The sequence below is a fragment of the Bdellovibrionota bacterium genome, from assembly GCA_035292885.1.
Taxonomy (GTDB): Bacteria; Bdellovibrionota_G; JALEGL01; order JALEGL01; family DATDPG01; genus DATDPG01.
The window spans coordinates 1-26,046 of the sequence record DATDPG010000085.1 but is presented as its reverse complement, the minus strand read 5'-3'; the positions used below and the strand labels follow the sequence as shown (position 1 = coordinate 26,046).

Annotated in this window: 26 protein-coding genes; 10 read left to right on the top strand and 16 right to left on the bottom strand. The window is 54.4% G+C overall.

Annotated features, from left to right (window positions below; translation table 11 throughout):
- Positions 1 to 8 precede the first annotated feature (8 nt).
- Positions 9 to 1,202, top strand: a complete 1,194-nt coding sequence (locus tag VI895_06925) for an NAD-dependent epimerase/dehydratase family protein (protein ID HLG19535.1) — start codon at positions 9 to 11, stop codon at positions 1,200 to 1,202.
- A 53-nt stretch (positions 1,203 to 1,255) separates the two neighbouring features.
- On the opposite strand, the gene VI895_06920 is transcribed toward VI895_06925, so the two are convergent.
- Positions 1,256 to 2,122: a class I SAM-dependent methyltransferase gene (locus VI895_06920; protein ID HLG19534.1), complete on the bottom strand. Its 867-nt coding sequence runs from the start codon at positions 2,120 to 2,122 to the stop codon at positions 1,256 to 1,258.
- 111 nt (positions 2,123 to 2,233) lie between these two features.
- Here VI895_06920 and VI895_06915 point away from each other — a divergent pair, with 111 nt between their 5' ends.
- Together VI895_06915 and VI895_06910 are read left to right on the top strand one after the other, a co-directional pair.
- The gene (locus tag VI895_06915; GenBank protein HLG19533.1) at positions 2,234 to 3,154 is read left to right on the top strand and encodes a glycosyltransferase; all 921 of its coding nucleotides are present in this window, start codon (positions 2,234 to 2,236) and stop codon (positions 3,152 to 3,154) included.
- Between the two features lie 2 nt (positions 3,155 to 3,156).
- A complete protein-coding gene (locus tag VI895_06910; GenBank protein HLG19532.1) occupies positions 3,157 to 3,996 on the top strand; it encodes a glycosyltransferase family 2 protein in 840 nt (279 codons plus the stop codon).
- 28 nt (positions 3,997 to 4,024) lie between these two features.
- Here the strand turns inward: VI895_06910 and VI895_06905 are convergent, their stop codons facing one another.
- From VI895_06905 to VI895_06865, 9 genes are all read right to left on the bottom strand, one after another.
- Complete coding sequence (locus tag VI895_06905; protein HLG19531.1) at positions 4,025 to 4,753, bottom strand: SDR family NAD(P)-dependent oxidoreductase; 729 nt, start codon at positions 4,751 to 4,753, stop codon at positions 4,025 to 4,027.
- On the bottom strand, positions 4,743 to 5,684 hold the full coding sequence (locus VI895_06900; protein ID HLG19530.1) for a phosphoglycerate dehydrogenase: 942 nt from the start codon (positions 5,682 to 5,684) through the stop codon (positions 4,743 to 4,745). Before VI895_06900 ends, VI895_06905 begins: the two co-directional genes overlap by 11 nt.
- A complete protein-coding gene (locus tag VI895_06895; protein ID HLG19529.1) occupies positions 5,681 to 6,319 on the bottom strand; it encodes an acylneuraminate cytidylyltransferase family protein in 639 nt (212 codons plus the stop codon). Before VI895_06895 ends, VI895_06900 begins: the two co-directional genes overlap by 4 nt.
- Positions 6,320 to 6,345: 26 nt before the next feature.
- Positions 6,346 to 7,236, bottom strand: a complete 891-nt coding sequence (locus VI895_06890; GenBank protein ID HLG19528.1) for a glycosyltransferase — start codon at positions 7,234 to 7,236, stop codon at positions 6,346 to 6,348.
- The gene (locus VI895_06885) at positions 7,233 to 8,108 is read right to left on the bottom strand and encodes a DUF5107 domain-containing protein (GenBank protein ID HLG19527.1); all 876 of its coding nucleotides are present in this window, start codon (positions 8,106 to 8,108) and stop codon (positions 7,233 to 7,235) included. Before VI895_06885 ends, VI895_06890 begins: the two co-directional genes overlap by 4 nt.
- A 5-nt stretch (positions 8,109 to 8,113) precedes the next feature.
- Complete coding sequence (locus tag VI895_06880) at positions 8,114 to 9,031, bottom strand: glycosyltransferase (GenBank protein ID HLG19526.1); 918 nt, start codon at positions 9,029 to 9,031, stop codon at positions 8,114 to 8,116.
- 541 nt (positions 9,032 to 9,572) lie between these two features.
- The gene (locus VI895_06875) at positions 9,573 to 10,499 is read right to left on the bottom strand and encodes a glycosyltransferase family A protein (GenBank protein HLG19525.1); all 927 of its coding nucleotides are present in this window, start codon (positions 10,497 to 10,499) and stop codon (positions 9,573 to 9,575) included.
- Positions 10,496 to 11,467: an NAD-dependent epimerase/dehydratase family protein gene (locus VI895_06870; GenBank protein HLG19524.1), complete on the bottom strand. Its 972-nt coding sequence runs from the start codon at positions 11,465 to 11,467 to the stop codon at positions 10,496 to 10,498. The genes VI895_06875 and VI895_06870 overlap by 4 nt, the downstream gene beginning before the upstream one ends.
- A gap of 28 nt (positions 11,468 to 11,495) precedes the next feature.
- Positions 11,496 to 12,887, bottom strand: coding sequence for a radical SAM protein (locus VI895_06865; GenBank protein ID HLG19523.1), 1,392 nt, complete (start codon positions 12,885 to 12,887; stop codon positions 11,496 to 11,498).
- A 32-nt stretch (positions 12,888 to 12,919) separates the two neighbouring features.
- On the opposite strand from VI895_06865, the gene VI895_06860 reads away from it, so the two are divergent.
- Genes VI895_06860 through VI895_06850 form a run of 3 tightly spaced genes read left to right on the top strand, consistent with a single transcriptional unit; the run spans position 12,920 to position 16,190 of the window.
- Positions 12,920 to 14,194 (top strand): glycosyltransferase family 4 protein, encoded by a 1,275-nt coding sequence (locus tag VI895_06860; GenBank protein ID HLG19522.1) that lies wholly within the window; start codon positions 12,920 to 12,922, stop codon positions 14,192 to 14,194.
- Positions 14,191 to 15,273, top strand: coding sequence for a radical SAM protein (locus VI895_06855; GenBank protein HLG19521.1), 1,083 nt, complete (start codon positions 14,191 to 14,193; stop codon positions 15,271 to 15,273). The genes VI895_06860 and VI895_06855 overlap by 4 nt, the downstream gene beginning before the upstream one ends.
- Positions 15,270 to 16,190, top strand: coding sequence for a class I SAM-dependent methyltransferase (locus VI895_06850; GenBank protein ID HLG19520.1), 921 nt, complete (start codon positions 15,270 to 15,272; stop codon positions 16,188 to 16,190). The genes VI895_06855 and VI895_06850 overlap by 4 nt, the downstream gene beginning before the upstream one ends.
- On the opposite strand, the gene VI895_06845 is transcribed toward VI895_06850, so the two are convergent.
- The 5 genes from VI895_06845 to VI895_06825 are packed head-to-tail and all read right to left on the bottom strand — an operon-like array spanning position 16,130 to position 21,577.
- Positions 16,130 to 16,927, bottom strand: coding sequence for a class I SAM-dependent methyltransferase (locus VI895_06845; protein ID HLG19519.1), 798 nt, complete (start codon positions 16,925 to 16,927; stop codon positions 16,130 to 16,132). The genes VI895_06850 and VI895_06845 overlap by 61 nt on opposite strands.
- A gap of 13 nt (positions 16,928 to 16,940) precedes the next feature.
- A complete protein-coding gene (locus tag VI895_06840) occupies positions 16,941 to 18,305 on the bottom strand; it encodes an FAD-dependent oxidoreductase (GenBank protein ID HLG19518.1) in 1,365 nt (454 codons plus the stop codon).
- Positions 18,305 to 19,390, bottom strand: a complete 1,086-nt coding sequence (locus VI895_06835; GenBank protein HLG19517.1) for a radical SAM protein — start codon at positions 19,388 to 19,390, stop codon at positions 18,305 to 18,307. The genes VI895_06840 and VI895_06835 overlap by 1 nt, the downstream gene beginning before the upstream one ends.
- Complete coding sequence (locus VI895_06830; protein ID HLG19516.1) at positions 19,387 to 20,496, bottom strand: radical SAM protein; 1,110 nt, start codon at positions 20,494 to 20,496, stop codon at positions 19,387 to 19,389. The genes VI895_06835 and VI895_06830 overlap by 4 nt, the downstream gene beginning before the upstream one ends.
- Complete coding sequence (locus tag VI895_06825; GenBank protein ID HLG19515.1) at positions 20,480 to 21,577, bottom strand: glycosyltransferase; 1,098 nt, start codon at positions 21,575 to 21,577, stop codon at positions 20,480 to 20,482. Before VI895_06825 ends, VI895_06830 begins: the two co-directional genes overlap by 17 nt.
- A gap of 81 nt (positions 21,578 to 21,658) precedes the next feature.
- Here VI895_06825 and gmd point away from each other — a divergent pair, with 81 nt between their 5' ends.
- The 4 genes from gmd to VI895_06805 are packed head-to-tail and all read left to right on the top strand — an operon-like array spanning position 21,659 to position 25,787.
- A complete protein-coding gene (gmd, locus tag VI895_06820; GenBank protein ID HLG19514.1) occupies positions 21,659 to 22,669 on the top strand; it encodes a GDP-mannose 4,6-dehydratase in 1,011 nt (336 codons plus the stop codon).
- Complete coding sequence (locus tag VI895_06815; GenBank protein HLG19513.1) at positions 22,666 to 23,613, top strand: GDP-L-fucose synthase; 948 nt, start codon at positions 22,666 to 22,668, stop codon at positions 23,611 to 23,613. The genes gmd and VI895_06815 overlap by 4 nt, the downstream gene beginning before the upstream one ends.
- The gene (locus VI895_06810) at positions 23,591 to 24,598 is read left to right on the top strand and encodes a glycosyltransferase (protein ID HLG19512.1); all 1,008 of its coding nucleotides are present in this window, start codon (positions 23,591 to 23,593) and stop codon (positions 24,596 to 24,598) included. Before VI895_06815 ends, VI895_06810 begins: the two co-directional genes overlap by 23 nt.
- On the top strand, positions 24,591 to 25,787 hold the full coding sequence (locus tag VI895_06805; GenBank protein ID HLG19511.1) for a glycosyltransferase family 2 protein: 1,197 nt from the start codon (positions 24,591 to 24,593) through the stop codon (positions 25,785 to 25,787). The genes VI895_06810 and VI895_06805 overlap by 8 nt, the downstream gene beginning before the upstream one ends.
- Here VI895_06805 and VI895_06800 read toward each other — a convergent pair.
- A partial coding sequence (locus tag VI895_06800) for a hypothetical protein (protein HLG19510.1) occupies positions 25,784 to 26,046 on the bottom strand: 263 nt, incomplete at its 5' end. The two genes, VI895_06805 and VI895_06800, sit on opposite strands and share 4 nt — an antisense overlap.

The following is a 26,046-nucleotide window of genomic DNA, read 5'->3' as shown; positions in this document are numbered from 1 at the left end:
CGGTATCGATGGAAAAAGTTTTGATTACAGGGGGGACCGGCTTCATCGGAAGCCGGCTCGCCGAATTCCTCTGTCGTAGGGGAAATATTAAGATAAGGATTCTCGTTCGCGACTGGCGTACGGCCGCCCAAGCCGCGAGGTTTCCCGTGGAATTTAGACCGGGGGATATGACCGATTTGGATGCGGTGAAATCGGCGCTGGAAGGGTGCGACACGGTATTTCACTGCGCCTATGACTTCAAAGGTACGTGGCGGGAGATCAAACGAAACAATCTAAAGGGTGCGCGAAATGTCGCTGAAAGTGCCGCAAGCAATGGTGCGCGAGTTGTCCACGTGAGTTCGATCGACGTTTTTGGCCTTACGGGGTCCGCCATCTTGGATGAGTCAACCCCCAAAAAAGCGATAAGAGGAGACTCGTATTCCCAAACAAAACTGGCCATAGAGCAATTATTGCTTAGGGCCCGACACGAGCAGGGCCTTCGGCTCACGGTCGTTTATCCGTCGATTGTATTTGGACCCTATGCGACAACGTGGACGGTGAACCCCGTTCGAAAGATGAAACAGTGGCGCATTCCTCTCTTGAATCAAGGGAGCGGGATTTGCAACGCCGTTTACATCGATGATGTCGTCCAGGGGCTGGTTTTGGCGGCGGAGTCGGAAAAGGCCGAGGGTTTGGATATCTTTCTGTCCGGTCCCGACGCCATTACTTGGAAGGAATTTTACGGATTTTATGAGAAGATGCTCGGCCAGTCCGGAACCGTAGAGATATCCATGAACGACCTTCGGGTACTGGAACGTCAGAGTTGGACATCGGCTTCGATGGGGGCGATGTTAAAATTGCTGATGGATCCTGTGTTTCGAGAAAAGCTTGGGAGTATCCCGGCCATCGCAAGATTGTATGAAAAAATCTTTCGATTTTTGCCATCCTCTTGGAGGGCACGTATCGCCCGCGGTTTACTCACTCGAACAAGACGGCTGGAAAAGAGGACCGATAACACCGAATTTGAAAAACCGATCTTAATCGGAGATTTGAGGAGACTTCCGCTCTACTCCATGCAGGCACGCGTCTCCTGCGAAAAGGCCAGGCGAGTTCTTGGGTTTGAACCGAAAGTCTCTGTCGCCGAGGGGATGAAACGCACAAAGCAATTTCTCTTGTGGGCCCGCTTATTGCCCACCGGGCGCATGGAAGCAACCGGAGTCTGATATCGCAGCGATACTATTGGATTTAAGCGTCAGGCCGTTGGCATTCCGAGTCACTAGGTGCGGTTCGCTTGTGCTTTAATCTTCATTATCCCCACGGGCTGATACTCAGGGTTCCAGACCCCCCAAGGCATTCCACTTCGCCCCGACTGGAAGTAAACCGGATCCAGGTTCTTTCGAAGTTCAGCGGAATCGCGCAGGTTTTGCATCAGAAAATCATATTCATGATAATTCGACGTTGCGCCCGGCTCGAGGCGGAATAACTTTCTGAGCGAACCTTCCGTGTAACACCAACCCTTCGATGGCTCGTGAAACCAATCCCTTTCTTTCGCCGCATGGAGTGTGGCCAGCAAGGGTTGCCCCGGTTGGAGAACCCGCAGAAGTTCGGTCACGATTTCCCGAAGAAGGTTCGGGGCGTTATGTTCGAGAGCCGAGATCGACACAATAGCGTCAAACGAGTTGCTCGGCAGGTCTCGCAAGGATGTCAGGTCCTGGTGGTAGAAAGACACAGTGCCGCGGTCAGAGGCATCATTCCGTCGGCAGGGGGCCTTACCGAAAAGATTCCACATACTCTTTTTCCAGTCGATCCAGCGGGAAGCTTTTGTCAAATCTTCCTCTCGTAATCCCTTTAAAATCGTCCAATCGCGAAATCGCGTTGGGGGGACTGACCGATTGGAGCGATCTACACTGACGACACTCACGCCTTTGGCAGCCAGCCACCACTGCATGGGTCCATAGCCGGCTCCCGCATCCAGAACCACCATGCCAGATTTGGGTTGTAGTTTGTTATGGGTCCACACGAGATCAAGCAAGTAATGCCAACCGAGCGGGATTTGTAGCGCTTTGCAAATGGAGCGGATCTCCTCGACTTGAAGATGATGCTGTTCCAGAAGAGCTACCGATGGTATTTCTATGGAATCCATACCGAATCATTCCATTCAGAACGTATCGAATCTGAATTGATTCGTTATGACAAGGCCGAACTGTTGACGGGCCTACGCTTGATGTGAAGAAACGCAAATGATATTCCCTCTGTGCCGTTGATCAGCCTCATTCTCTGTACGCATAATCCACGCGCGGACTATTTTGAGAGTACGCTGAGGGCTATTTCGGCCCAGAGCCTGGACCGGAAAGAGTGGGAATTTATCGTAGTCGACAATGCTTCAACGTCCGCGAACGAGGCATTCGAGAAACTATATATTTGCCGCCCCGATTTGGAAGTAAATGAGCCGCGACTTGGCTTAACGAACGCGCGGTTGCGCGGCATTCGCGAAAGCAAGGGAGCTACTCTCGTCTTTGTGGATGATGACAACGTTTTGGACCGGTTCTATCTCCAAAACGTGCGTGAGATCTTCGAACAGCACCCGGAAGTGGGCGCGGCCGGCGGTCGGATTTTACCCTTGTTTGAAAAAGAAGAGCCCTCTTGGTTACCTCCATGGCGGAACTATCTGGCGTGCCGGGAGTTCGGCGATCAAGTGATCTTGTCCACGGAATTGAAATGGGGGCCGTGGTGCCCGATCGGAGCGGGTCTGGCGGTACGGCGCTCGGCTGTGATGCAATACGTAGAAATAGTCGAGTCGTCGCCGGTTCACTTGCGATTCGGACGAAGAGGTGCTTCGCTCGTGTCGGGCGAGGATGCGGATCTGATTTATACTTTGCTGCGTCATGGATGGAAGACAGGATATTTCCCTGTCTTGAAAGTAAGCCACCTGATTGCCAAGCAACGGATGCGCTTTTTTCACATGCTTCGGCTCGTGAAGAACATCAAGTTTTCCAATTGGAACGTCCGTCGACTGCACGGGATAGATCTCAACCCAACGTGCACGCCTCACGACCTCTTACGGGTCACGCGTAGTCAGGAATTGGGTTCGATCGCAAACCGCATTCGGTGGTTGGCCCTCTGGAGTGCGGGGGCGTGGGGTGAAACAACGGCGCGACTGGGTCTGACGTTGTGAACATGAGTCCGGATTCCTTTTCAGTGGTGATATTGAATCACAACTATGGGCATTTCCTCGGTCCATGCATTCAGAGCGCTCTGGAGCAGACTCTATCGCCGATAGAAATTATCGTAATAGACGACGGCTCGACGGATGGCTCCTGGAAGCTATTGGAGGACTGGACCCATAGACATTCGAAGATACTGCGGGCCATTCGAACAGAACGCTCGGGACAAGCCGCCGCCCTCAATCTTGGCATAGCCAGTTCCCGAGGTGAGTGGGTGGCCTTCCTCGACGCGGATGATTACTGGTTTCCGCGAAAATTGGAGACGACGAGAAGAGAAATCCATGATCAGGACGTCGTTTGTATTCAGCACTATTTGGAAATTCGACGGGAACCCCCGAAGGAAAATCAGAGGGAGGGGATCTATCCCGAGATTCTCCCTCCGGTCATCACTTTGCGCGATTATTTTCGATCGGGAAATACGGATTTTTTCACGGCCACGAGCGGTTTGACGATTCGACGTTCGGTCTTGAATCGAATTGCCCCTCTGGACGAAAGCTGGAAAATTTGTGCCGATGTGGTCTTGACTCGCCCCTTGCCGATATTCGGAAAGGTTCTTACGCTATCGGACCCCTTGGGGGTTTATCGGGTTCACGGCGCCAATCAATGGTACGGCACGGAGGCACGGACCCATTACGTGGAAAACTATCTTTCGCGCATTCAAGCGGCCAACGACGCCCTAAAACGATTCGGTGTGCAGGGACGAATTCGCCCCGAACGAAATCTAAACTACTTGGCCGAACGTTTTGTCCGAGGCCCGATTCGTCGCTGCTTGAAGCGGTTGCAAAAGGTCTAAGGCGCTCGGCGGATGGCAAGAATAAGCTTCATGTTGTCGAGAGTTGAGCAAGAACTCCACCATCGGCTACGAATGTCTGCCCGGTAACGAACGATGAGGCGGGAGATAAGAGAAACGTTACAAGCTCGCTTACTTCGAGCGCGGAACCCGCACGGCGGAGAGGAATCGATTTTTCAAGTTTCTTGAGTGAAATCCCCGACCCGCGGAGGTTTTGGATGAGCATCGGCGTTTTGATCGCTCCGGGTAAAACGGCGTTTACGCGGATTCCATAGGGAGCCCACTCCAACGCCAGCGCTTGAGTCAGGGCGACAAGACCTCCTTTGCTCGCCGAATAGACGGACATCTTGGGGCGGGTCGCTCGCGCGTGTACGGACGCGACATTGACGATGGCTCCCTTTGCGGAGCGCAGAAGAGGCCAGAGGGCTCGAGACAGAAGGAAAGGGGCCCGAAGGTTTACGGCGATTGTTCGATTCCACTCCTCCAGGGTGAATTCAATCGCGGATCGTGACGGGCATACGGCGGCATTGTTCACCAGGCCGTCGACACGCCGAACGGCGTGATGTTTCAAATTCCTCAAAAGGATGTTTCCGCAGTTCGGGTCCGCCAGATCGCAGCGAATGAATCGCCGGTTATTTTTTTTCGGGACGTCGATATCCACATCAAAGACGAGCCATCCCAGGCTCTTGAGCTTCGCGGAGATGGCTAGGCCGGTGCCGCGGGACGCTCCCGTGACGATGCAGACCCGTTTAGGCGGCATGGGACAATCCGTTCAAAAGAAGTTCATACGCGGCTTTGTTGACGGCCTGAATGGCCTCCAGCGTGTGCGAGGCGTTGTGCGAGCCCAGAATCACATTGGAATGCGCGCAGAGAGCGTTGGACGCGGCCAGCGGTTCGGCTTCAAAAACGTCCAGGGCGGCTGCGGCCAGCGTGCCGTCGCCGAGAGCTTGGATGAGGGCCTTTTCTTCGATCAGGCCGCCGCGCGATGTGTTGACGAGAAAGGCGCCTTTGCGGCAACGGGCGAGGGAGCGGGCGTCGATGAAGTGGCGCGTTTGTTTCGTCAAGGAACAGTGAAGTGTGAGGATCTCGGCTTTCTGAAGCAATACGTCCGGGTCGACGATTTCAACGCCGAGGGTTTTTGCGATCTCTTGCGCCTTTGAGTCCGGGTCGTAACCGATCGGCACCATTTTCATTGCGACCGCGCGCTGGGCGACGGCGCGGCCGATGTTCCCGAGGCCGAGGATTCCGAGAACCCGCCCCTGCAGGGATCGCCCGATCGGTTTATGCCAGTCGCCGCTTCGAACCCGCGCGTCGATCTGGTGGAGACGGCGGAAGAGAAGAACGATGTACGCGATGGTCACGTCGGCCACGTCGTCCGAGAACAGACCGGGCGTGTTCGTAACCTGAATTCTGCGTTTCTTCGCGGCCTCGATGTCGATGTTGTCCGTTCCGACGCCCCATTTGACGATCACGCGGAGTTTCGGCGCGGATTGAATCACGCGATCGTTCACCGGATCGTCTCCGCAAAGAATGCCGGCGATCTCCGGTGCATATCGCAATAATTCGTCCTCCGTTAATTGCTGGGTCACGGCCTCGGGCCGAATCAACGCGATGCCCGCCTTTTCAAACCGTTCTTTCTCTTGGGAAAGGCTTTCCCAGGCGTAGGGGCAGCTGACCAGGGCCTTCTTCATGTTCCTCTTTTCTCCTTATGGAATAACTCCGCAACCCGAAAATCGTACTCGGTGTCGATGTCCAACGCCTCTTCACGGGACATTTTGAAAAGAATCGGATTTTCCCCGATTCGTCGGCCCGTGGACGCGAGGCACGTTCGTGTGAAGATATAGAGATTCGAGTTTTCCTCGTAGACGGGGGGCAGGTCCTGGGTTCGGAGCAAGACCGCGGGATCGTGATTGATGGCCCTTCCATTTTCCCAATAGAGCCGTGTCTGAAGCGGCGTGACGGAAAAGAGCGAATCCACGTTCGGGGCGGAGAAGAAAGCCTCGATCGCGGCATCGATGGTTTCAGGTCGCAGGAGCGGATTGGTGGCATGCGTCTGAAGGAAAACGTCCCCCTCGACCAAGGAGATGTCATGGACGAGGATATCGGTCATCGGAATCCTATCTCCACGCAGGCGGGGAGGGCGATCGATAATATGAGCGTTGAAGGCAGTCTTGGCCGTCTCGGCGATTTCGGAGGAGTCGGTGTCGACGTAAATGTCTCCGACATATTTCGCCGAAGCCAGGGCCTCAAGGATATGGTGACAAAGAGGCTTTCCGGCCAAGAGGCGTACGTTCTTGTTCGGCACCCGCTCGGAGTGCCCTTTCATGGGTAAAAGGGCTGGCAGTTTCTGGATCAAGGTTCGTCCGGATAAAAAAGATGACGTTTGAGTTCGGAATCTACCGGCTTGCGCTGGTGAAATCCACGAAAAGTGCCGAGGAACTGCGCGGACCGGAACTTCAAAATACTCCAGGCTTCGCGCGGAAATAACCCTCGGGCAGAAGCCTCCGAACAATCCGACCCGACATTGGATGTCCATAAGCGGAAGAGGTCCCCGACGTTGAAATGCTCGTTCGGATAAATGCGCTGCAAGGCGATCGCCTCCCTGCGGTACCGATTGAATATTTGGATCCACGCCTCCTCATGGACGTGAACGACCGAGGCCGAGGGGACGTATCGCACTTTGAGACCTCGTTGAATGACTCGCTGGGCGAACTCAATATCCTCCAAGCCGGTAAGGCTCTCATCATAGAGCAGCTCCTTCCACACGGAACGGCGGACCGCGCAATTCGCATTGTTGCAAAAAGGCCCGTTGGCCGAGGGGGCCGCCTCCTCCGGAAACCATTTCCGGAAAATCCGATGCTCGCTGAATTTCGTGGATTCAGCGCCGCGCTGTCTCCCGTAAGCCACGCCGATTTGAGCGTCCGAAAAAGGCGCTATGAGATGTTTCAGCCATTCGCGATCCGAGGGGTATGCGTGGGCGCTGATCGTGCAGATGATTTCGCCCTGGGCGTTGCGACAGCCCAGGTTCAGTGAGGCTCCGAACGAGAACTTCCGGCGCTCGATATGGAGGATTCGACAAGAATATTTGCCCGCCAGCTCCACGGTTTGATCCGTTGAACCGCTGTCGACGACGAGGATCTCAAAATGTCGGTAACTTTGTCGCGCCAGTTCCGAAAGGAGCTTCTCGATGTGATGGGCTTCGTTAAAGCATCGGATGATGACGGAAACCTTGGGAGTTTTCATTCCGCAGCCCCCACGTCAAACCGCACGTCGAACTTTCGCACGCCTCCCGGTTCCAAAAAAGGAGTCGAGCGGCGCCGAATCGCTTCGTTCAAATCCTTGGGATAGGTCGTGCAAGGCTCCAGAACCACCACCTGGTGGCCGCGCCATCCGCCATAGGTCATGAAGACCCAGCAATAGGGAAGGACATCGATCGGAAACCGGATGCGAACCGATCGCCCGGTCGTGGGGTCTTTTACGCCACACAGACCTTCGGGCAAATTCCGGACGTAGACGAACTCACGCAGCTGCGACGCAGGGCCTCTGCACTGGTCGATTTGCTCTTCTCCAGGCCATCGAAACCATCCGTCTTGTCGGATCATCGTCGAGAATTGTGAGTCCACGCGCGAAAACTCTCCACCCGGAAGCCATAAAATGTCCGTGGAGGTGACGGCGAAAGCCGGATGTAGCTTAAAGAGATATGGCAACGACTCGTTTCCGATGTTCTCCAAAGTATATGAAATCGTCAGACATGATTCCTGCAAGATGAGTCGCTTTTGCACCGTACATGGGTAAACCTGCGTTCGAATGCTCAGTGTTAATCTTGAGCCGTCTGTCTCCAGCAAGCGCCAGGGTTGAGACCAAAGTTCGCCATGATCCGGGAGGCGGTAGGAACCGATCTTCTGTTCAAGATCGTTGGGAAAGAGTTCCTCGATGCCGCCCGCCCAAACGTCGTCGTACGATGTGAAAAGGGGATGGGCCTGCGGTTTTAGCCGGGCGTTTCTCCAGATCCAGTCCCGCCCGGAACACTTGTCGACGAAGGATTCAATCCGGCCTCCCGCCTCCGGAAGCACGGCGACTCGGAGCCGTTGATTTTCGAGAACGATCTCTTTCATTACGGTCAATTCAGTTCACTTAGATAGCCGCGATTATATTCTTCTTTGGCCCGGTAAAGGACGTACTCGGGGTGTTCCTCCGATTCAGGAATCCAGCGGAGCATGGCCGTTGCGCGCCAAAAAGCCATCTTGTGAATCATACGGCGGAGTATCTTCCACGGCGCCGTACGCCTGAAAATGAATTTACTAAAACGAGCGTCCGCGACACCCTGAAAATAGACTCTTCGAAGAAAATAGGAGGGGGTTGCTCTTGTCTGATCGATCCGGTGATCCACGGTCGCACTCGGTGCAAACCAAATCTCCCCTCCGCGGTTATAGACAAGGTAGGCCATGTATTTTTCTTCGTTGGATACGAGCGCGTTCTTTGAGGCGTCGTAACCCGTGTCCGGATGAAATCCGCCGAGCTTCAGCAGGATATTCTTTCGCCATGCCATATTCGCGCCCCTTGGAAACTCCGGAGGGGACATCCGGCGCTCGATTCTCCCTAAATCGTACGCGGTATAAAGCGCTTCGTCCTCGTTACGAAGCCAAAGGGGCCTTTCATTTTCCCATATCAGACGGATCGTACCGCCAGCTCCGAAACAATTTGGATGCGCAGAAAAAATGTTCTGGTATGTCAGAAGCCACTCCGGGTGCGGTACCGCGTCGTCGTCTAAATAGATAACGATATCGCCTTTTGCGTTCTGAGCGGCCGCATTCCGGCTGACGGAGAGTCCTGGCACCGGTTGATAAAAATAGCGTACCAGACCCCGATGCGCTCCTTCCAACCCCTGGCCAAGTTCCGCGGTCTGATCGGTGGAATGGTTATCTACGATGAGGATTTCGTAACTATCTTTGGGAAAATCTTGTTGAAGGACACTCTCCACAGCTCGGCTTAATTCCTTTGCACGATTGAAGGTACAGATGGCAACCGTCAGAAACATCCGTGTCACAACATTTTATCCCGTGTTAACGCATCTGCCGTTCGCTGGATCATTGCGCGGAAATCAATCGGATTGTAGTCAAGTTCCCGCCTAGCCTTGTCCGAACTGTAAAAATGAAAATGGTTTGCGGATCGCGCCCATAGTAACGAAAAGCGAGGCAATCGTCCGAAGAGCCTCCCTTCGCACTCTCCCGCAATCGCATACAGATACATGATCCACATAGGAACTTGAGCGACCGGTTTCATTCCACCCACCGCTATCAGCTCACGGATAAAGGACGACGAATTATTTCCGCGCTCATCGCCGCTCGGAACGCGGACGCCAATCAACTCAGCAAAATCGCTGCGTGAAATCTTCGCACGCCGAGAAGATTCCAGACGTTAGTAACATAGAGCAACGGGTTCTTGCCCTGCGTGCTGACGAACTATCGTGGAGTTTCGGCCCCGGCTGGAAAGGCGCATTCTCCAGCGCTTCGCATCCTTTCGGATTGTCTTCGTAAAGGAACCAACATATTCGCTTTTGCGTCGTACCCTGATCGGAGTCAGCGCCATTCGTCCAAAAAGCCTTGATTGTAACGGAGCTTCACATTGAAGAGCACTTTGGTCGGAGTGTCGCCGGTTTGACGACAGAGGCGCAGCCGAAGACGAGCGCGTTCGAGGGCGACGCGGCGTAACCATAACGTTAAATTCAGTCGCAATACCCCGTAGCGACGAAAGCTCTTGACGAGTCTTGCATCGGCGGTCCCCTGCGCGCCCGCTCGCCGGAGGAACCAATCGACCGACGCTCTCTCGTTGTCAATCAAATGCTGGACTCGCGCTTGGGGCAGATACCACATGTGACTTCCAGTTTGGTGGAGGGAGTAAGAGACGAAGAGCTCCTCATTGGGCAAGATCGTACCGGCGGCCGAATTGTATCCGAAATTCGTCGGAAACCCTCCTATATGCTTTAGGGCGGAGGTTTGAAAAGCCATGTTCGTACCCATTGCAAATTCGGGGAATCGCATCAATCGAGCTTCCGATCCCAAATCGTGTGCGGCGTAGAAGTACTCTTCCTGCTTCCGCAACCAAGACGGGCGGCTGCTTAGCCAACTCAGTACGATCGATCCGCCAACACCTACGCACTTAGCGTCTTGCTCAAAACAGTTCTTGATGTGAGTGAGCCAATCGGGCACAGGCCGGGCATCGTCATCTATAAATGCGAGGATGGAGCCGTATGCGCGCTCAATGGCATGATTTCGGGATGCGCTCAACCCGGGGACCGGCTGTTGGGTATATCGGACAAGCCCGCTGGTTCGAGTCATCCACTGTGCCGAGATTTGTTCGGTTTGGTCGATAGAATTATTGTCGACGATGAGGATCTCGTATGCGTTTGGGCTGATGGACTGACGCAAAAGACTCTCTATTGCGCCATCCAGCATCCTTGCACGGTTTCGAGTGCAGATGGCGACCGTGATATTCGGAGGGGTCATAGGAGCCGAGCATTTAACATGGCGGGAACGACGCGCTGAATCGTGCTGCGGAAGTCAAGAGGAGCATATGCGAGTTCACGGGCGGCCTTCTCGGAAGAGTAGAAGTAGGTGTGGTTTGAGGCGCGGGCCCAGGATAGGCAGAAGCGAGGCTTCTGGCGCATAAGTCGCGCCCCGATCTCGGAAGTAAGGGCGTACACATAGAGCGCTGCCACACCCACTGGGATTCGGGGAATTACGGCCCCAAGAGCCTCGGCCATGATGCCATATGAATCTCGATGGAGTAGGTTCTCACCTCCCAAAATATACCTTTCTCCCGTGCGACCGCGTTCCACAGCTCGTGTCATGCCTTTGACGACGTCGCCAACCCAGACGTTGCACATTCCCCCGGGTGGATAAAGGGGTAGCCTGCGGTCGCGAATCTTTCGTAACAAGTCCCTCGCAGGCGTGTGATCGTCCTTCTCGCTGTAAACGAATGCCGGATTCACAACGACCACATCCAGTCCTTTCAGCACATACTCAAGTGCGATTTTTTCTCCTTCGTGCTTCGACGCATGATACGCAAATTTATCCGGCGACCAGCTGAAGGGCGTGGTCTCGTCGGCGATGCGTCCATATGGAGCAGGTCCGATCGCCGCCGTTGAACTGACTTGCAGACATCGGCGGATCTTCGCTTTGAGCGCCCACTCAAAAACATTGCGAGTGCCCTGGCCATTTACCGCAAAAAGCTCCTCTCTGTTTCGGCCGTCCGCAGACACGAGCCCGGCAAGGTGAATCAGTACGTCGTAGCTCTCGCTGAAAGCAGGAGCCAGAGATTCCGGCTTGGTGATGTCGCCTTTATGCCAAACAACGTCTTGAGCGCCCACCGGCGGGTGTCGGCTGACGGCTACCACGTCGTGCTGATTCGCAACAAGTTCCCGGAGGAGCGCCCCACCGATCAACCCGCTCGCCCCTGTAATGAGATATTTCATGATAGGGTCAATTCCGCGCGAAGTTGTATCAACGTCGTAAATAGAAATTTACGAACGCCTTGGTTCGACGCAACAAATCCGCAGGGTGTCCGGCAAGGCGTTTAATTCGGGTCGGCTTCAAATAAAAAGATCGAAGACCGGAGCGAATGAGTTCTTGGACGTCCTTTTTTGCAAGGTGTCGGGTGTGCATGACGGGTCGCAGCGAAGAGTAATCCTCCCATTTCGACGTTTCAATCAGACCCTCCTGCGTTGCCAGGCGAAATAGTTGCGTCCCGGGGTAGGGCACAGCTGCACAGAACTGCACCGTATCGGCGTCGAGATTTTTCGCGAAGGCGATCGTTTTGAGAATGCCGCTCCGCTGATCCGCAGGAAAGCCGAACACGAAAAGCGCATTCGCCTTGATGCCGTGCTCGCGGCAGGAACGAAACATGGCCTGTAGATGGTCGAGGTCCCTTCGTTTTGAGATCAGGTCCATTTCGGAGGCGGAGAGGTCATCGATAGTCTCCACCCCGAGGTTGATTCCGGTGCAACCGGCACGTGCGAGCAAACTTACGAGGTTGGAAGTCAAGTGCTGTGTTGATGTTTCGCACCGCCACTTCAGCGGCAGGGGATGCTCGATCAGTCTTTGGCAGAGGAGCTCGATTCTTTTTTTTTGGGCTGTGAAGAGAAGATCGCGAAACAGAATATAGCGAACGCCAAACTTCGATGAGAGGTACTCCATTTCGGAGTAAATCCGATCGGACGACATCGCCAGAAACCGGTTTCCCTCAGCGACGACATACGGGCAATAGGCGCATGTATAAACACAGCCGAGAGAGGTGCGCATGGTAGCAAAGGGGATCGGTTCGTGGAGGTTGAATCGATATCGATAAAGCGGCGCCTTCTCCCAGCAACCATAGGGGAGGTCGTCCAAGTTGAAAGCGGGGGCGACGGGCGGGGGATCCTTTCGGTGCCCCGGATAGATGATCTCTTCCAGGGCTGGTTTGGGTCCCGCCAGAAGCGCGGGAAGGGTCTTGGGAGTGTAGCCGACGACGATGCCGTCTGCGTCGCTTTTTTCAAAGGCTTCGTCCTGCACATGGGCGGGATGGGGGCCGTACAAATAAACCGGCTTCAGCGATATCGACTTAAGCCAACGGGCCATTTGGCAGTCTTCGTCGAAGGTCGGGGTCGACGTCAAAACGATCGAAATATCTGGAGGTCGATTTCGTATCCGTTCCCGTGTCTCATCCAGCGAGAGGCCTTCGGCGGCCGCGTCCAGAAAAAAAACCTCTTCGGCGGGTACGGTTCCGCCCATCTGTATGAGATGAAGCGGAGGCAACACGATGCCGGGGCGCGTGTTGAGCATCCCGTAGTTTCCCATGAAGTCGCGGTTGGCCTGGAACCCTTTTGGGTTGGGAGGGTTTAAAAGAAGAACCGCCATTCGCGTCCGGGGGCGGCATGTTATCATAAAGCGTGGCGCGGATCGCGATCGTGGACAGTTGTTTCAATTGGCCGCCCGATGGGGGGGCTCAGACGGATGTTCGAGAATGTGCCGTTCGCCTGGCGAGGGATAATAACGTCAAGATCTTCGCAGCTACCATGGAAGACTGGCTCCGAGTGGGTTCCAAAAGGTTTCGCTGGCCGCTCGATCGGACCCGTTTTTTCTGGAAGGGCAGGATTCGGGAACCGGTAGGGGTGGAAATCGAGCTGGTGCCGTTCGGGCCGCTTTCTTTCTCCGCGAAGGGGATCGGACCGCGATTTAAATCGGCGATCGAAGCCTGGAAACCGGACCATGTCTGGATCACGCAGTCCTGGTACTTGAAGCCCTATCTCGCCCTAGCTCTCAAGGACTTCAAACCCGTCGTTCGCATCTACGCCCATGAGATGCTATGCATCAAAGCCGACGGCTTCCTTTATCGATGGGGAAAGGCATGCGAGAAAGACTACCTCCGGGACGGTGCTCTTACGCATTTGCGCTGTGACGTTTGTACGCTCGGCTTTTATGTTTCCTACCCGAGTCCGACGTGGCTGCACGAATTTTTTGCCGCGCGGGCTTTTCTTCCGAGTTATCGCGAACGGGTCATCGAAAGTCTGCATGCAAGCCGGGTGGTTCTGGTTTATAACCGATCCACGGCGGATCGGGTTTCGCCTTTCGCGAGGGAAGTGAGGATCGTGCCGGGGGGCGTGGACGTCCGTCGGTTTACGCCGCGCCATAGCACAAATGGCGGTTTCGAAGGGAAAAAGGTGATTTTGGTGCCAGGAAGAACGGAGGAAAAGAGGAAGGGCTTCGCCGTCGCGGTCGCGGCGGCGGAATGCTTGCGTCGCTCGCGATCGGACTTTGAAATATGGACGACCGATTCCCATTTCAAAGGGGCGCCGGGAATTCGTTCAATCCCCTGGAGGTCCCACTCCGAAATGCCGGACCTCTACAGTCAATGCGATATTGTTGTCATTCCCTCTCTTTGGCCGGAACCGTTCGGCATGGTGACTCTTGAGGCGATGGCGGCAGGCTTGCCCGTCGTAGCGAGCCGGATCGGAGGTTTGGCGGACATCTTCGAAGATGGTATCGAAGGTTACCATTTCGCCCCAGGGAATGCCGACGACCTCGCCGAGAAGCTCAAGCTTTTGCTCGATGACGAATCAAAGCGCGTGACGATGGGAATCAGCGCTCGCCGGAGGGTCGAAGAGCGTCACGATTGGGACGATATCGTAAAACAATACGTGAGCCCCCTTTTCCCTGAACCATGAACGCCGTCCTTAAACGCGTTTATTTGCGCGAGAATCTAGCGATCCTTTCCAGCGCTTGGAAAAATCATGGTTTCCGGGCCCTTCGACCGATCTTTCGGGCGAAATGGAATCAACTCTTCGAGCCGCTCAAACCCTCCCAGCTTCCCGTAATCCTTCACATGGAGACGACCTCCCGGTGCAATCTCCGTTGCCCGAGCTGCATACATGCCGAAAAGCTGGGCGTTGGCACAGACATGGACTTCGACATGTTCAAGACTTTCATCGATCAGTTTGAGTTTGTCGCGAAACTGATTCTCTACGGAATCGGTGAGCCAACAATGCTCAAGGACCTTTTCCGAATGGTGCAATATGCGAAATCCAAGGGCATTTACTGCGGTTTTTTCACGAACGGCACGCTGCTTACCGAACGAATGCGCGAAGAGATCCTCTCGAACGGTCAAGATTATCTGAATATATCGATCGACGGGCCTACCAAAGAGTCATTCGAGGTTCAGCGGGCGGGAGCTAACTTCGAGAAAGTCATTGCCAACGTGAAAGCTCTGACAGCGTTGATTCGGGAACGTAAAAGTCTCCTGCAAGTGACTATTTATAATTGTCTGACGAGCGCCAACATGCACGAGCTGCCGGCCCTTGTGCAGCTCACGGCCGACCTCGGGGTTTCGAAGCTGGTCGTCCAGGACATCATGTTTTGGGGAAGCCAAGGCATTGAAAAGGCTTTCGAGTCGAAGACGATCGATTTGGAGCGGACGAGGCGGAATCAGTTCTACGAGGAGGCCCGCCTGGCGGCCAAGAGGCTTGGCGTGAACTTGGAAGCGCAGATTTCGGCCGGGGATGGGAAGCGGCGTTGCCAGCTCCCGTGGTTCTTCAGCTATATCACGGCGGACGGTCTAGCCACCCCGTGCAATTGGCACGGATGGGACGGTAAATTCAATTTTGGTTCGACCCGGGATCGACCGTTCGCCGATATTTGGGACAGTCAAGACTATAGGGCTTTTCGTCAGGAAATGAAAAATTCCGTTCCTCCGGCCTTTTGCGAGAAATGTCCGATGTACGATCGTAAAATGATTCGTCTGGCATGACCTGCGAACTCTGTGGCAACGATCTCACCGGTTTGCGCAAAACGGTCCGCTCTGCTTCGGATCACTACAATCCGGAACGTCGGTTGAACGTCATCGATTGTACGGCATGCGGAATGTCGTACCTGGAGTCGAAGTTCCAAATCGATGAGGAGAGTCTCGGATACGCCAGTGACCCCGGGTTCACCGAGCATTGGGGGAGACCTGCCCACATGCACGACTTCGAGCTGAAACGGTTGTTTTGTTCGTATCGGGCGACGCACATCACAGTGCTTGCGCCGAAGGAACTACGTTTCCTGGAATTTGGAAGCGGCACGGGGTTTTGCATTTCAAGAGCGAAGGAGTTCGGCTTTGGCGAGATCGTCGGCATGGACAAAGACGAGAACGCGTGCCACCAGATTCGAACGCGGGAGGGCGTCCCGATGTACGCGTCATTCGACGCGATTCGTAAACATTATGGCGACGGTTACTTTGATGTGATCTATTCGGCCCATACGCTCGAGCATGTCCTTCACCTCCGGGAGGCACTTGGCCACCTCCACGCCCTGCTGCGCCAGGGGGGGCTTTTCTTGGCCATCGTCCCCAACTATTCGCTCCTGTCGGTCTATTTCGAAAAGGTGTTTTTGTCGGTCATCGGGCCTGGGTTTTCATATTCGGTGATTCAGAGCGGGCATCTCAACTATTTCACACGCAAAACGTTGGCAGCTTATCTTGAGAACGCCGGCTTTCGTGGCGTTCGGTCGGTGCCGAGTGTTTTCGGTGAGGAGCAATTGCGCAAGATCGGTCTTTCGGGAAAGGCGTGGTCGGAGATCCTTTTTCAGTCAGAGGCTCTGCTTCTGCGACCGTTGGACTGGTTGGGTCAGTCTCTCTTGCTGACGGTTTGTGCGACAAAGGAGCGGGAGATCTCCGCAAACAAGTAACTGCCAAACCAACGCGCGAAAACGGTTCGATTGAGCGCGTTCTCCAACGCACGATACACTCGGGTGGACGTGGCTTTACCGATGTAGGGAAAACGGAAAGGCGTGGTCTTCGTCAGGTAGACGCTGAACCTCGGTGGACCAAGAATACAACGAATGATCGCGGGCGATACGAAGGATTCATGGGGACTGCCGTAGTAACGCAAAATTCGTCGAAGGCCCCACGTCCCAAAGAAGATATATACGAGACGCTTGATCAGGTAGTACACCAAGGCCACACTCCACTTCGCGGGTTCGATGACGATCAAGGTACCGCCGGGTCTCAGGATTCTTCCAGCCTCGGCCAGTGCCAGACGTTGGTCAGGCACATGGTGGAGGACACCTTGGATCAAAACCAAATCAAATGAGGCAGAATCAAGGGGGAGAGCCTCGCAATTGGCTCCGAGCAGCATTTTCCATCGATTCTCGGCGGCGACGGAATGCAAAAAAGTGCTGGAGAGATCCAAGACAATCGCCTGGGTTTCTCGACCGAACCGCCGGATCCACCAGCGCGAAGCACCCCCGATATCGAGTATGGAGGCTCTGGAATCCAAGCGGCTCAAATGTAACGAGAGGATACGATCGACTGCCTTTGCATAGGAGGAGGACGAATCCCAGGCAATAGCCACACTTTGCTTGTAGGCGTCGTGAACATTTCCAAACATCTCTTTTTCCAGAGCAAGTATCTTTTGCCGATTCACTGGGGATCTTTCTTTATTCGGGCACAATCGTCGGCCGGCCGAACGCGTCCCTCCGAATGAGCTCAGGGAGGCTCAACTCAGTTTGCCCCTCAACCGTTGCGTGGATCCTCGCCACGCAGGTCATGGCGCTCTCAAAGCATCCCTCCAACATCCGGTACTGAAACATTCCTGTTCGTCCCGCGACAAACAAGTTCACAAACGGGGTCTGATGTGTAATTGCCCGCTGTTCCAATTCGGTCGACTTTCGAAGGACGGGGTACGCATAACCGCTCTTTCGGAGATCCAATCCCAAAACATCGCCATTTCCAATCCCATATAAGTCATGAAGGTCCATCTCGATCTCTCGGTAGGCCTTTCGGGCATCGGCGGCCCATAGAGGGTCGTCGTGTTCGCAGGCGAACTCGACGGCGATCAATGTTTTGTCGGCCGGAGAGAGGTCTTTGAGAGCGTTCTTGAACTCTGAGATTCGGTAGAACCGATACTTGGGCTCGGGAAACCAGGTCCACAGGTGATTCAGTACGCGTTCCCGCCGGAGTTTAATGAAGAGAATCATAATGGCCCGATAATGGAATTGACTCCAATGGGCGATCGAGTTGGGTCGGTCCAGAAGGCGGGGAAGGGTGTTGATGGGGATCGTACTGAGATAATAATCGGCCTCAATGGGAGTCTGGTCGACCACGGCACCCTGAATTCGATCGCCGCTCGTCTTGAGTTTCTCGAGCGGAGAACGCAAATGAACGCGCAACCCGGGAGTGCTTGCGAGCGATTCGAAAATCACCGCATTACTTCCTCTTGGGTAGACGATGTACCGCCCGGCTTTGTAGTAATCCTCCGTGACCCCGCCGCGGAGCTTCTTGACCAGGGAGTGAATGACATAGCCGATATTCGTCGGGAGGAGACGGGAGGCAAAATCAATCGAGACCTCCTCCGTTGGAATTCCAGCCCATTTGGAAATAAGGGGCTTTAGAACATCGCTCGAGAAAATACGCCCGTAGTAGGTCTGGAGAAATTCCCCCAGATTTTGAGGTTTCCGATGGAATAGCCGGGTCAGCGTGGCGAGCCCGGCGGAAGCGCAGTAAACCGGGTTTCGGATAAACCCAAACGGAAACAAATAATATCGGCCCCCGACATACAGATCTTCGTAATATTTGACCGGTTGGCAGAGATGGGCGATCCCGATTTTCTCGGCCAGCGTCGAGAAGATGAATCGCGGGCCGTTGTCGTATACGAACCCGTCCGAATCGCGATAGGTTTTGGCCAGTCCTCCGATCTGATCCGAGGCTTCGTAGACATCCACCTCATGACCCGCTTGAACAAGCATTCGACCGGCCGCCAGACCTGTCATGCCGGCGCCAAAAATCGCGATTTTCTTGGCCATCAGAAGGATCCGGCGAGCTTTTCAAGGGCAAAACTCGGGAGATGGCGGGGATTGGCGGCAATGGCCAGCTCGATTTTGCACGAAAGATAACAGTTGGTGCATCTCCCCTCGGCCATGTCCGTGCGATTTTGGGAGGCGGCGTCGCCACACCAGATTTCCCGAAGCGAAGCTTCACGAACGTTTGAGAAGGCCGGGAGATTCCCGCAACCATGGACCGAGCCGTCCTGAAAGATGTCGAGCGTAAGGTGGCCGGCGAAGCAAGGGAAAACCACTTTTGTGGGATTCGCGTAATACGTCCGCAGTCCCTTAATGAACGTCGTGCTGGCCGGAATCGTATCGCTCGTTTTTTTTCGCTCCAAAAGCCCCACAATGATCCGATCAATGAGGGTCGATGGAATATCGGCCAAATCCTTTTTCGGCTCAACCATCAGATAATTATTTCCGGCGGTAGTGACCGCCGAAAAGTTGACCTTCGGAACCCCTATCGAAATCAAATAGTCGAGCGTTTCAAGAAATGATTCGGCGTTGTCCTTGCACAGAACGGTGTTGGAATCGACTTCCAACGTCGGAGGGCGTTCGCGTAAAAGGGCCTGAAGATTCTCCAAAACTTTCTGACCGCCGTCGACTCCCCGAATTAGGTGATACAAGCGGGGGAGATGGCTGTCCACGGAGATCGTGACACGATCCAGGCCGCTGTCGTACACCTGTTTCCTCTGTTCAGCCTTCATTGTAAGAGCGTTGGTCGTCAGCTGGACGACGCGGCCCTGTTCTTTGAACGCTCGGATGATCTCCCATAGATCGCTCCGCAGTGTCGGTTCTCCCCCGCCGATCGTGACGATCGGAATGTCGAGCTCCGCAATCTCCGCGGCCAACCGTTTAAAATCGTCGAGGGTGAGTTCTCGGTCGTGATCCGTCAGCTTCCAGGAGTCACAGGTGATGCACTTGGAATTGCACCGGGAGGTAATCAAAAAATTGACGGAAACCGGCCGGCTCCAGACCTGACCCAGCTTATAGCCGGGGTAGACTTTAAGGGCATTCAGTCCCTCTTTGAAGAGAGGGACTTTAAGCTGGTTGGCAACCTTCAAGCCGCCGTTCTCCGCTTTTCGTTCAGGAAGAAGTTAGGATTCTGGCGAATGAAATGGGTCGGATCCTGGATTCGCGGGCCGGGGATCGCCCGAAGCTCGCCGAAACCCTTCCAATCGGCGTACTTTCTCCAAACGCCGTCACAGACGCCTTTGTAAGCGCATTTTTGGCACTCCGATCCGTACACCTTGTTCTTGATTTGAAGAAAGTACTTGATCCCCTCATGCTTGAGCGTGTTCCAGCCATGTTTTAAGGCGCGCCTTTTCGAAGGATGGAGCGCCATTCCGACCCAAAGCGCGGCGGTCGATATGAATTTTCCTTCCCGGATACCCGTGCGTATCAGGTAGTCCCATTCGTCCGGGTCGTACTGAATCTGCGGCATGTTCGTGACGTACGACTCATAACCCTGCATCAAGCAAAGAGGGATGTAGCGGACGGTGATTTTCTGGATCTTGTCTTTGTACTGGTCAATCGCCGATTTGAGGTAAGGAGCGGCGTCGCTGTACGCGACGTTCAGCTCCGGCGCCGAACGCCAATCGGCCTCCACGATGGGATTGAACAAAATGAAATTCGCCGTCTGAAGACCGAGAGAACGGTAAAGCTCCAGCGTCGGAACGGCCTCCGTATAGTTAAGTCCTGATATGACGCAATTCGCCCGAACCTTGACCGGATATTTCGTTAAGTGACGGACGGCTTGAACGGCTTTGTCGAAGCTTCCGGGTATTTCGGTCACACGGTCATGACTTTTGGCCTCGGAGCCATGAATGGAAATGAGAAAATCGTCAATTCCGGCCTCCACGCAAGCCTTCGCATAGTCCGGCTGAGCCAACCGGACGGCATTGCTGATCATGCTGATGCTCTTGAATCCGAGAGATTTCGCGTACCGAACCAGATCGATGAGGTCGTTCCGAATTGTCGGCTCGCCTCCCGTGAACTCCAGGGTTTCGATTCCCTGGCGCCGAATAAAGGCGATTCTCTTTTTCACCTCGTCGGTGGGTAGATCTTTTTCTTTGGTTCGATCCTTTACGGTCTGAATGTAATAACAAAATTTGCACCGTTCGTTGCATGAATAGCCGACGTTGATATCGACTCTAGACGTGAGAGACATTTTTTTCTCCCATGGAAAAGTTCGATATCACGTTGAGAAGATCACGATGAATCGCCGACCATCGGTACGGTCGCAAGGTGCTTGCCGTATCGTTCTCCGGACGATCGTGAAGAACGCGAAGAAGAGTTTGAGGCAGATGCGCTTCATCCGAGCCTGTAATCCAGGTTCCGAAGAGTCGCTTTGTCTCGCCCACCGCTTGTCCCACGACGGGAACATTCATAGCCAAATATTCGATCACTTTGAACGACACTCTAGCATGGTTCGCAGGGGTGTCCCGCATGAAGACCATGCCCACATCCATCGCGTTCAGCGCGGAAGGAACTTCCTCGTGAGAGAGTAATCCCGTCCGTCGAATGCGGGATCGAAGATCCCGTTCGTCGATCATTCGGAGGACTTGAGGTTCTTTGGGTCCCCCACCAATCAAAAGAAAGTGGATCTCGGGCTGTTTCAATTTAGCCCAAGAATCGAGAATCATCGGGAGGTCGAGGATTCCTCCGTCGGTAAACGTACAGAGGTGGCCGACCACGAGATCCTTGGGTGAAAATCCCCATTTCAAGCGGTCCTCTCGTTTCTTTTCCCGGCGGGGTGAAAAGAGACGGTCGTCGAACCCCTGGGGTAGGTTGACGACGCGGCGTCCCTTGCGCGTCGCCCGGTCGGCGATGACTTCGCTATGCGTGGTAATGATCGTCGCGAAATAGGGTCCGATCGTCTCGCATACATAGGATAGCCATCGTTTCCAACGACTTCCTTGCAATCCCGGATCAAAGTCATCCCAATCGACGAGAACCGGCTTACCTCGCAGACGGGCCACCCAAATTGCGGGCAGTGTGACCGGGTTGAATTTTTGCGTTATGAGCAGATCAAAGGAATTCTTGGCGGCCGCTTTGAATAGACTGCCGAGACGGTTCAAGGGGGAATTTTTCCCTTCCAAATATTCAACGGCATAGCCCGATTCTCGGAGAAGGGCCTCAAATGCGCGGATCCGGTAGGTGGAACCGTATCGTTCGTCCAAGCTGTTGAGCATGAGTATTTTGGGACGATGCTCTGCCGTGTCGTTCGATCGAAGTGCAGGTGTTTGCATAATGCCGGAGGGAAGAGATATTGTACCATGCTCGAACGATGGCTAACATGGCGAAACGGCTAACAGAATTGGATACTTAACGTGAATGAAACACTCAAAGGAAGACGGGCCCTCATTACGGGAATCACCGGCCAAGACGGTTCCTATCTGGCCGAGCTTCTCCTCTCGAAGGGTTACGAAGTCCATGGAATCATACGCAAGGCGAGTACGTTCAACACGGGGCGGCTGCGGGACATTTACGAGGATCCGCATGAGCCCGGGCATAGGTTGTCGTTACATTACGGAGATCTCGCGAACGGCTCGTTCCTTGCCCGGCTTCTGACGAAGGTAAACCCCCACGAAATCTATAATTTGGGCGCCCAGAGCCACGTTCGAGTCAGTTTCGATATTCCCGAATATACGGCGGACATCGATGCCATGGGCCCGCTGCGAATCTTGGAAACGATTCGGGACGTCGGGATCAAACCACGCTTCTACCAAGCGTCGAGTTCGGAAATGTACGGCGGCACACCGGGTGGGATTTTGAATGAAGCATCGTTGTTACAGCCCCGGAGCCCGTATGCTGCGGCGAAAGTTTTCGCCTACTGGATCACACGGAATTACCGGGAGGCTTACGGAATTCACGCCACGAACGGAGTTTTGTTCAACCACGAATCGCCGAGGCGCGGCCCGACGTTCGTCACACGTAAAATCACGATGGCGATAGCACGAATTTTGGCCGGTAAACAAAAGAAGCTCTTTCTTGGAAATATCGATGCAAAACGGGACTGGGGATACGCGCCCGAGTACATGGAGGCCGCCTGGAAAATGCTTCAACAAGAAAAGCCGGACGACTACGTGGTGGCGACGGGCGAGACCCATTCGGTCCGTGAGTTCTTGACCGAAGCTTTTTCGGCCGCCCGGCTCAAATGGGAAGACCACGTTGAAATCGACCCGAAATATTTTCGGCCGACGGAAGTGGATGTCCTGATCGGCGATGCTTCCAAGGCCAAACGTGTCTTAGGTTGGACTCCAAAGACGACCTTTCGACAACTCGTGAAGATCATGCTTAAAGCGGATTGCGAGGCGCAAGGCGAGAGACTCCCGGAGTGAGTTTGAACTGGTCCACAGCCAAGATTCTCGTCACCGGAGGTCACGGCTTTCTGGGCTCGCATTTACTGGAGAGCTTGAGAGCCAAAGGATGTACGAAGATTTTCGCCCCCGCGCGAGCCGAATGCGATCTCCGCGACGAACCTTCCGTCCGAACACTCTTTCGATCCGATTATGACCTCGTATTTCATTTGGCGGCTTCCGTCGGTGGAATAGGAGCAAACCGGGCCCACCCAGCGGACTTCTTCCGGGACAACATGCTCATGGGGATTCATACGATCGACGCGGCGACAAAAGCCGGCGTGGGCCGTTTTGTTCTGTTGGGCACAATATGCGCGTATCCGAAGTTCGCACCGGTTCCATTTGCCGAGAGTTCGCTTTGGGACGGCTATCCGGAGGAGACAAACGCGCCCTACGGTGTTGCGAAACGATCTCTTCTCGTGGCTGCGGAAGGTTATCGCCAACAATACGGCCTGCGGTACACGGCGATCTTTCCGACGAATCTCTACGGACCGAGGGACGATTTCGACCTCGAAACGTCGCACGTAATTCCGGCTTTGATCCGGAAGTGTGAAGAGGCGCGCCGCCGCAACGAACCCACGGTGCAATTATGGGGCACGGGAGATCCGAGTCGGGACTTCCTCTATGTCAAGGACGCCGTAACCGGTCTTTTACTCGCAGCCGATTGTCCCGAAGCGGAAGGGCAATTCTTTAATCTGAGCTTGGAAAGGGAAATCAAAATTCGGGACTTGGCTCGGGTAGTCGCCGATGCGACCGGTTTTAAGGGGACTTTCGCCTGGGATTCCTCGAAACCGGACGGTCAACCCAGGCGATACGTATCGAGTGCCGCCGCCCGAAAAGTCCTCGGCTTTCGAACGAAATACTCCTTGGAAGACGGAATCGAAGAAACCATTCGTTGGTATCGTGACGAATTCAAATCGAACTGAAGTTCTTCCGGCTCGTTTGTTCGATATCGCCATAGTAGTCGCCGCGAAAAACGAGGCGGCGCATCTTAAAGAATGCATCGACTCCCTCTTAAGGGCGGCAAGACGGGAGGCTGAAATTATCGTCGTGGACGACGGATCCACGGATGACAGCCGCTCGATCTTGGCTCAATACAAAAAGAAGATCCGGGTTTTGGACGGCGGGGGGAAGGGACCGGGGCATGCTCGGAACCTCGCCCTTCAGTCGACGGATCGGGGATGGATTGCGTTTACGGACGCGGATGCTCAAGTTCACCCCGATTGGCTCGAACAGTTACGGGCGCTGACGATATACTTTACTCATACGGTATCGTCCGTGGGCGGAGTTCAAGTTATTTCTCGACATGCTCCATCAATGGAGCGAATATTTGGGAGATTTTTCTTGTCCATTGGTTTTATATCCGATTACATCCATTCATCGGAAAACCTGCGTACGGTTCGGCACAATCCGACGTGTAATGTCTTATACCGCCGGTCGGCGATCGAAAGCGTGGGGGGATTCGATGAGTCGCTCTGGCCCTGCGAAGATCTCGATCTGGACCTGCGCCTGGAGCGAAAAGGTTTCACGGCGCTCTTCACTCCGGCAGCAGTGGTGGAACATCGAAGACCGGCCACATTCAGATCCTTTTTTCGGATGATGAAGCGATACGGATTCGCCCATGCCCAACTCGTGAAGAAACATGGGTTCTGTCAGAAGATTCACCTCCTGCCACTCCTGTTTCCGCTCGGTGCGATTCTTCTCTTTATCTTGTGGCATAAGCCGATATGGCTCGTCGCCGCGACGGGGGTAAGTATTTTTTCCGGTTGGGCCGTACTTGCTTTCCGTTCCAAGGGTTGGATCCCGGGGGCGCTATTCACAGCTCTCTTGTCCGTGAGTATAGTCTGCTGGCTGATCGGGTTCTATCCCGGCCTCCTCGGTCAACGAAGGATCGCAACCGCCCATGGATAAATTATCGATTGTCGTTCCGGCGTACAACGAGGTCGAACATATCGATCGTGTCGTGCTCTCTCTTCTATCCGCCCGGGATCAGATTCGAAAAGACGCTCAGCTTTCAGACGTAGAAGTGATCATTGTAGACGACGGCTCCACCGATGGCACCGGCGAGAAATTGGAGACTCTCGCTAAGGCCTCGAAGGGTCATCTCCAGGTGGTCACGCACGAAATGAATTGCGGCTACGGTGCCGCGCTAAAAACAGGTTTTCAGCGCGCTTCCGGCACACACTTGTCGTTCATGGACGCCGACGGAACTTTGGCGCCCGATTCGCTTATCGTGATGTACAAGACACTGCGAAGTTCGCGTGCGGACATGGTGGTCGGGACTCGATTTGGAATCAAAGGCTCGAAGATGCCTTTCCTCCGGAAGCTCGGGAACCGTTTCTTTGCGGGGCTTTTGTCCTTCTTGTCCGGAGAGAAGGTTCGCGACACCGCCAGCGGGATTCGGCTTTTCCGACGGGATATTCTTCCGCAGCTTTCGCCGTTGCCCGACGGACTTCACTTCACCCCCGCGATGTCGTCCAAAGCGGTGCATGAGAAACTTAAGGTGGTGGAAGTTCCAATTTCCTATTCGGAGCGAAGCGGCGACTCGAAACTCCGCATGACGTCGGATGGAATCCGATTTCTCAAAACCATTGTAGGGACCGTTCTGATGTACAACCCCTTCAAAGTATTCTTATTGGTCGGACTTCTCCTTGAACTGGGGGCGGGGTTACTGATTTCGACCCCCTTATACGCTCTATTGACCGAAGAACATGTCCGTTTTTCGGACTACATCTACCGGTCGATCGGGGGTATGTATTTCTTCACAGCCGGCGTTCAGATCATGCTCTTTGGAATTTTGGCGCGGTTCATCGTTTCGATTTTTTTTCGCCGGCATGAAACCGGCCATTTGATTCACAAACTCAACCGAACGCTCCGAGTGTACGACACGATGGGGTGGTACGGTCTCGGAGTTTTCGGAGTCGGGGTAGTGATCAACGGACTTTATTTTTGGAAATATCTCTTCGGCGGCGGCCTGGAAATGCATTGGGTTTGGCTGCTTTTTGCGGCAGGTTTTATCATCGTGGGGCTCCAGATGATGATTACGGGCGTCGTGATGCGGATTCTTAAAGACATCCGCGCGGCAAATGACTCGAACTAATTCGATTGAACTTTTGAAGAAACCAGAACGAGCGGTTCGACTTTCGCCACGACCGTCAGGTGTTGGAAGCGGGAGGCCAGGCCGGACGGCAAGATCGCAATGTCCCCGCATCGATCTCGTATGACGTTCGGAATATCCACGCCCGAAACGGGAAAAACGAATTTCTGAAACTCTTCCACACGAAGATGGGCCTGCAGCGCTCGATCCGTCGTGTAGAAGCCGACCGTGGGACGATCCGAATAGAATCGATAACCGACGA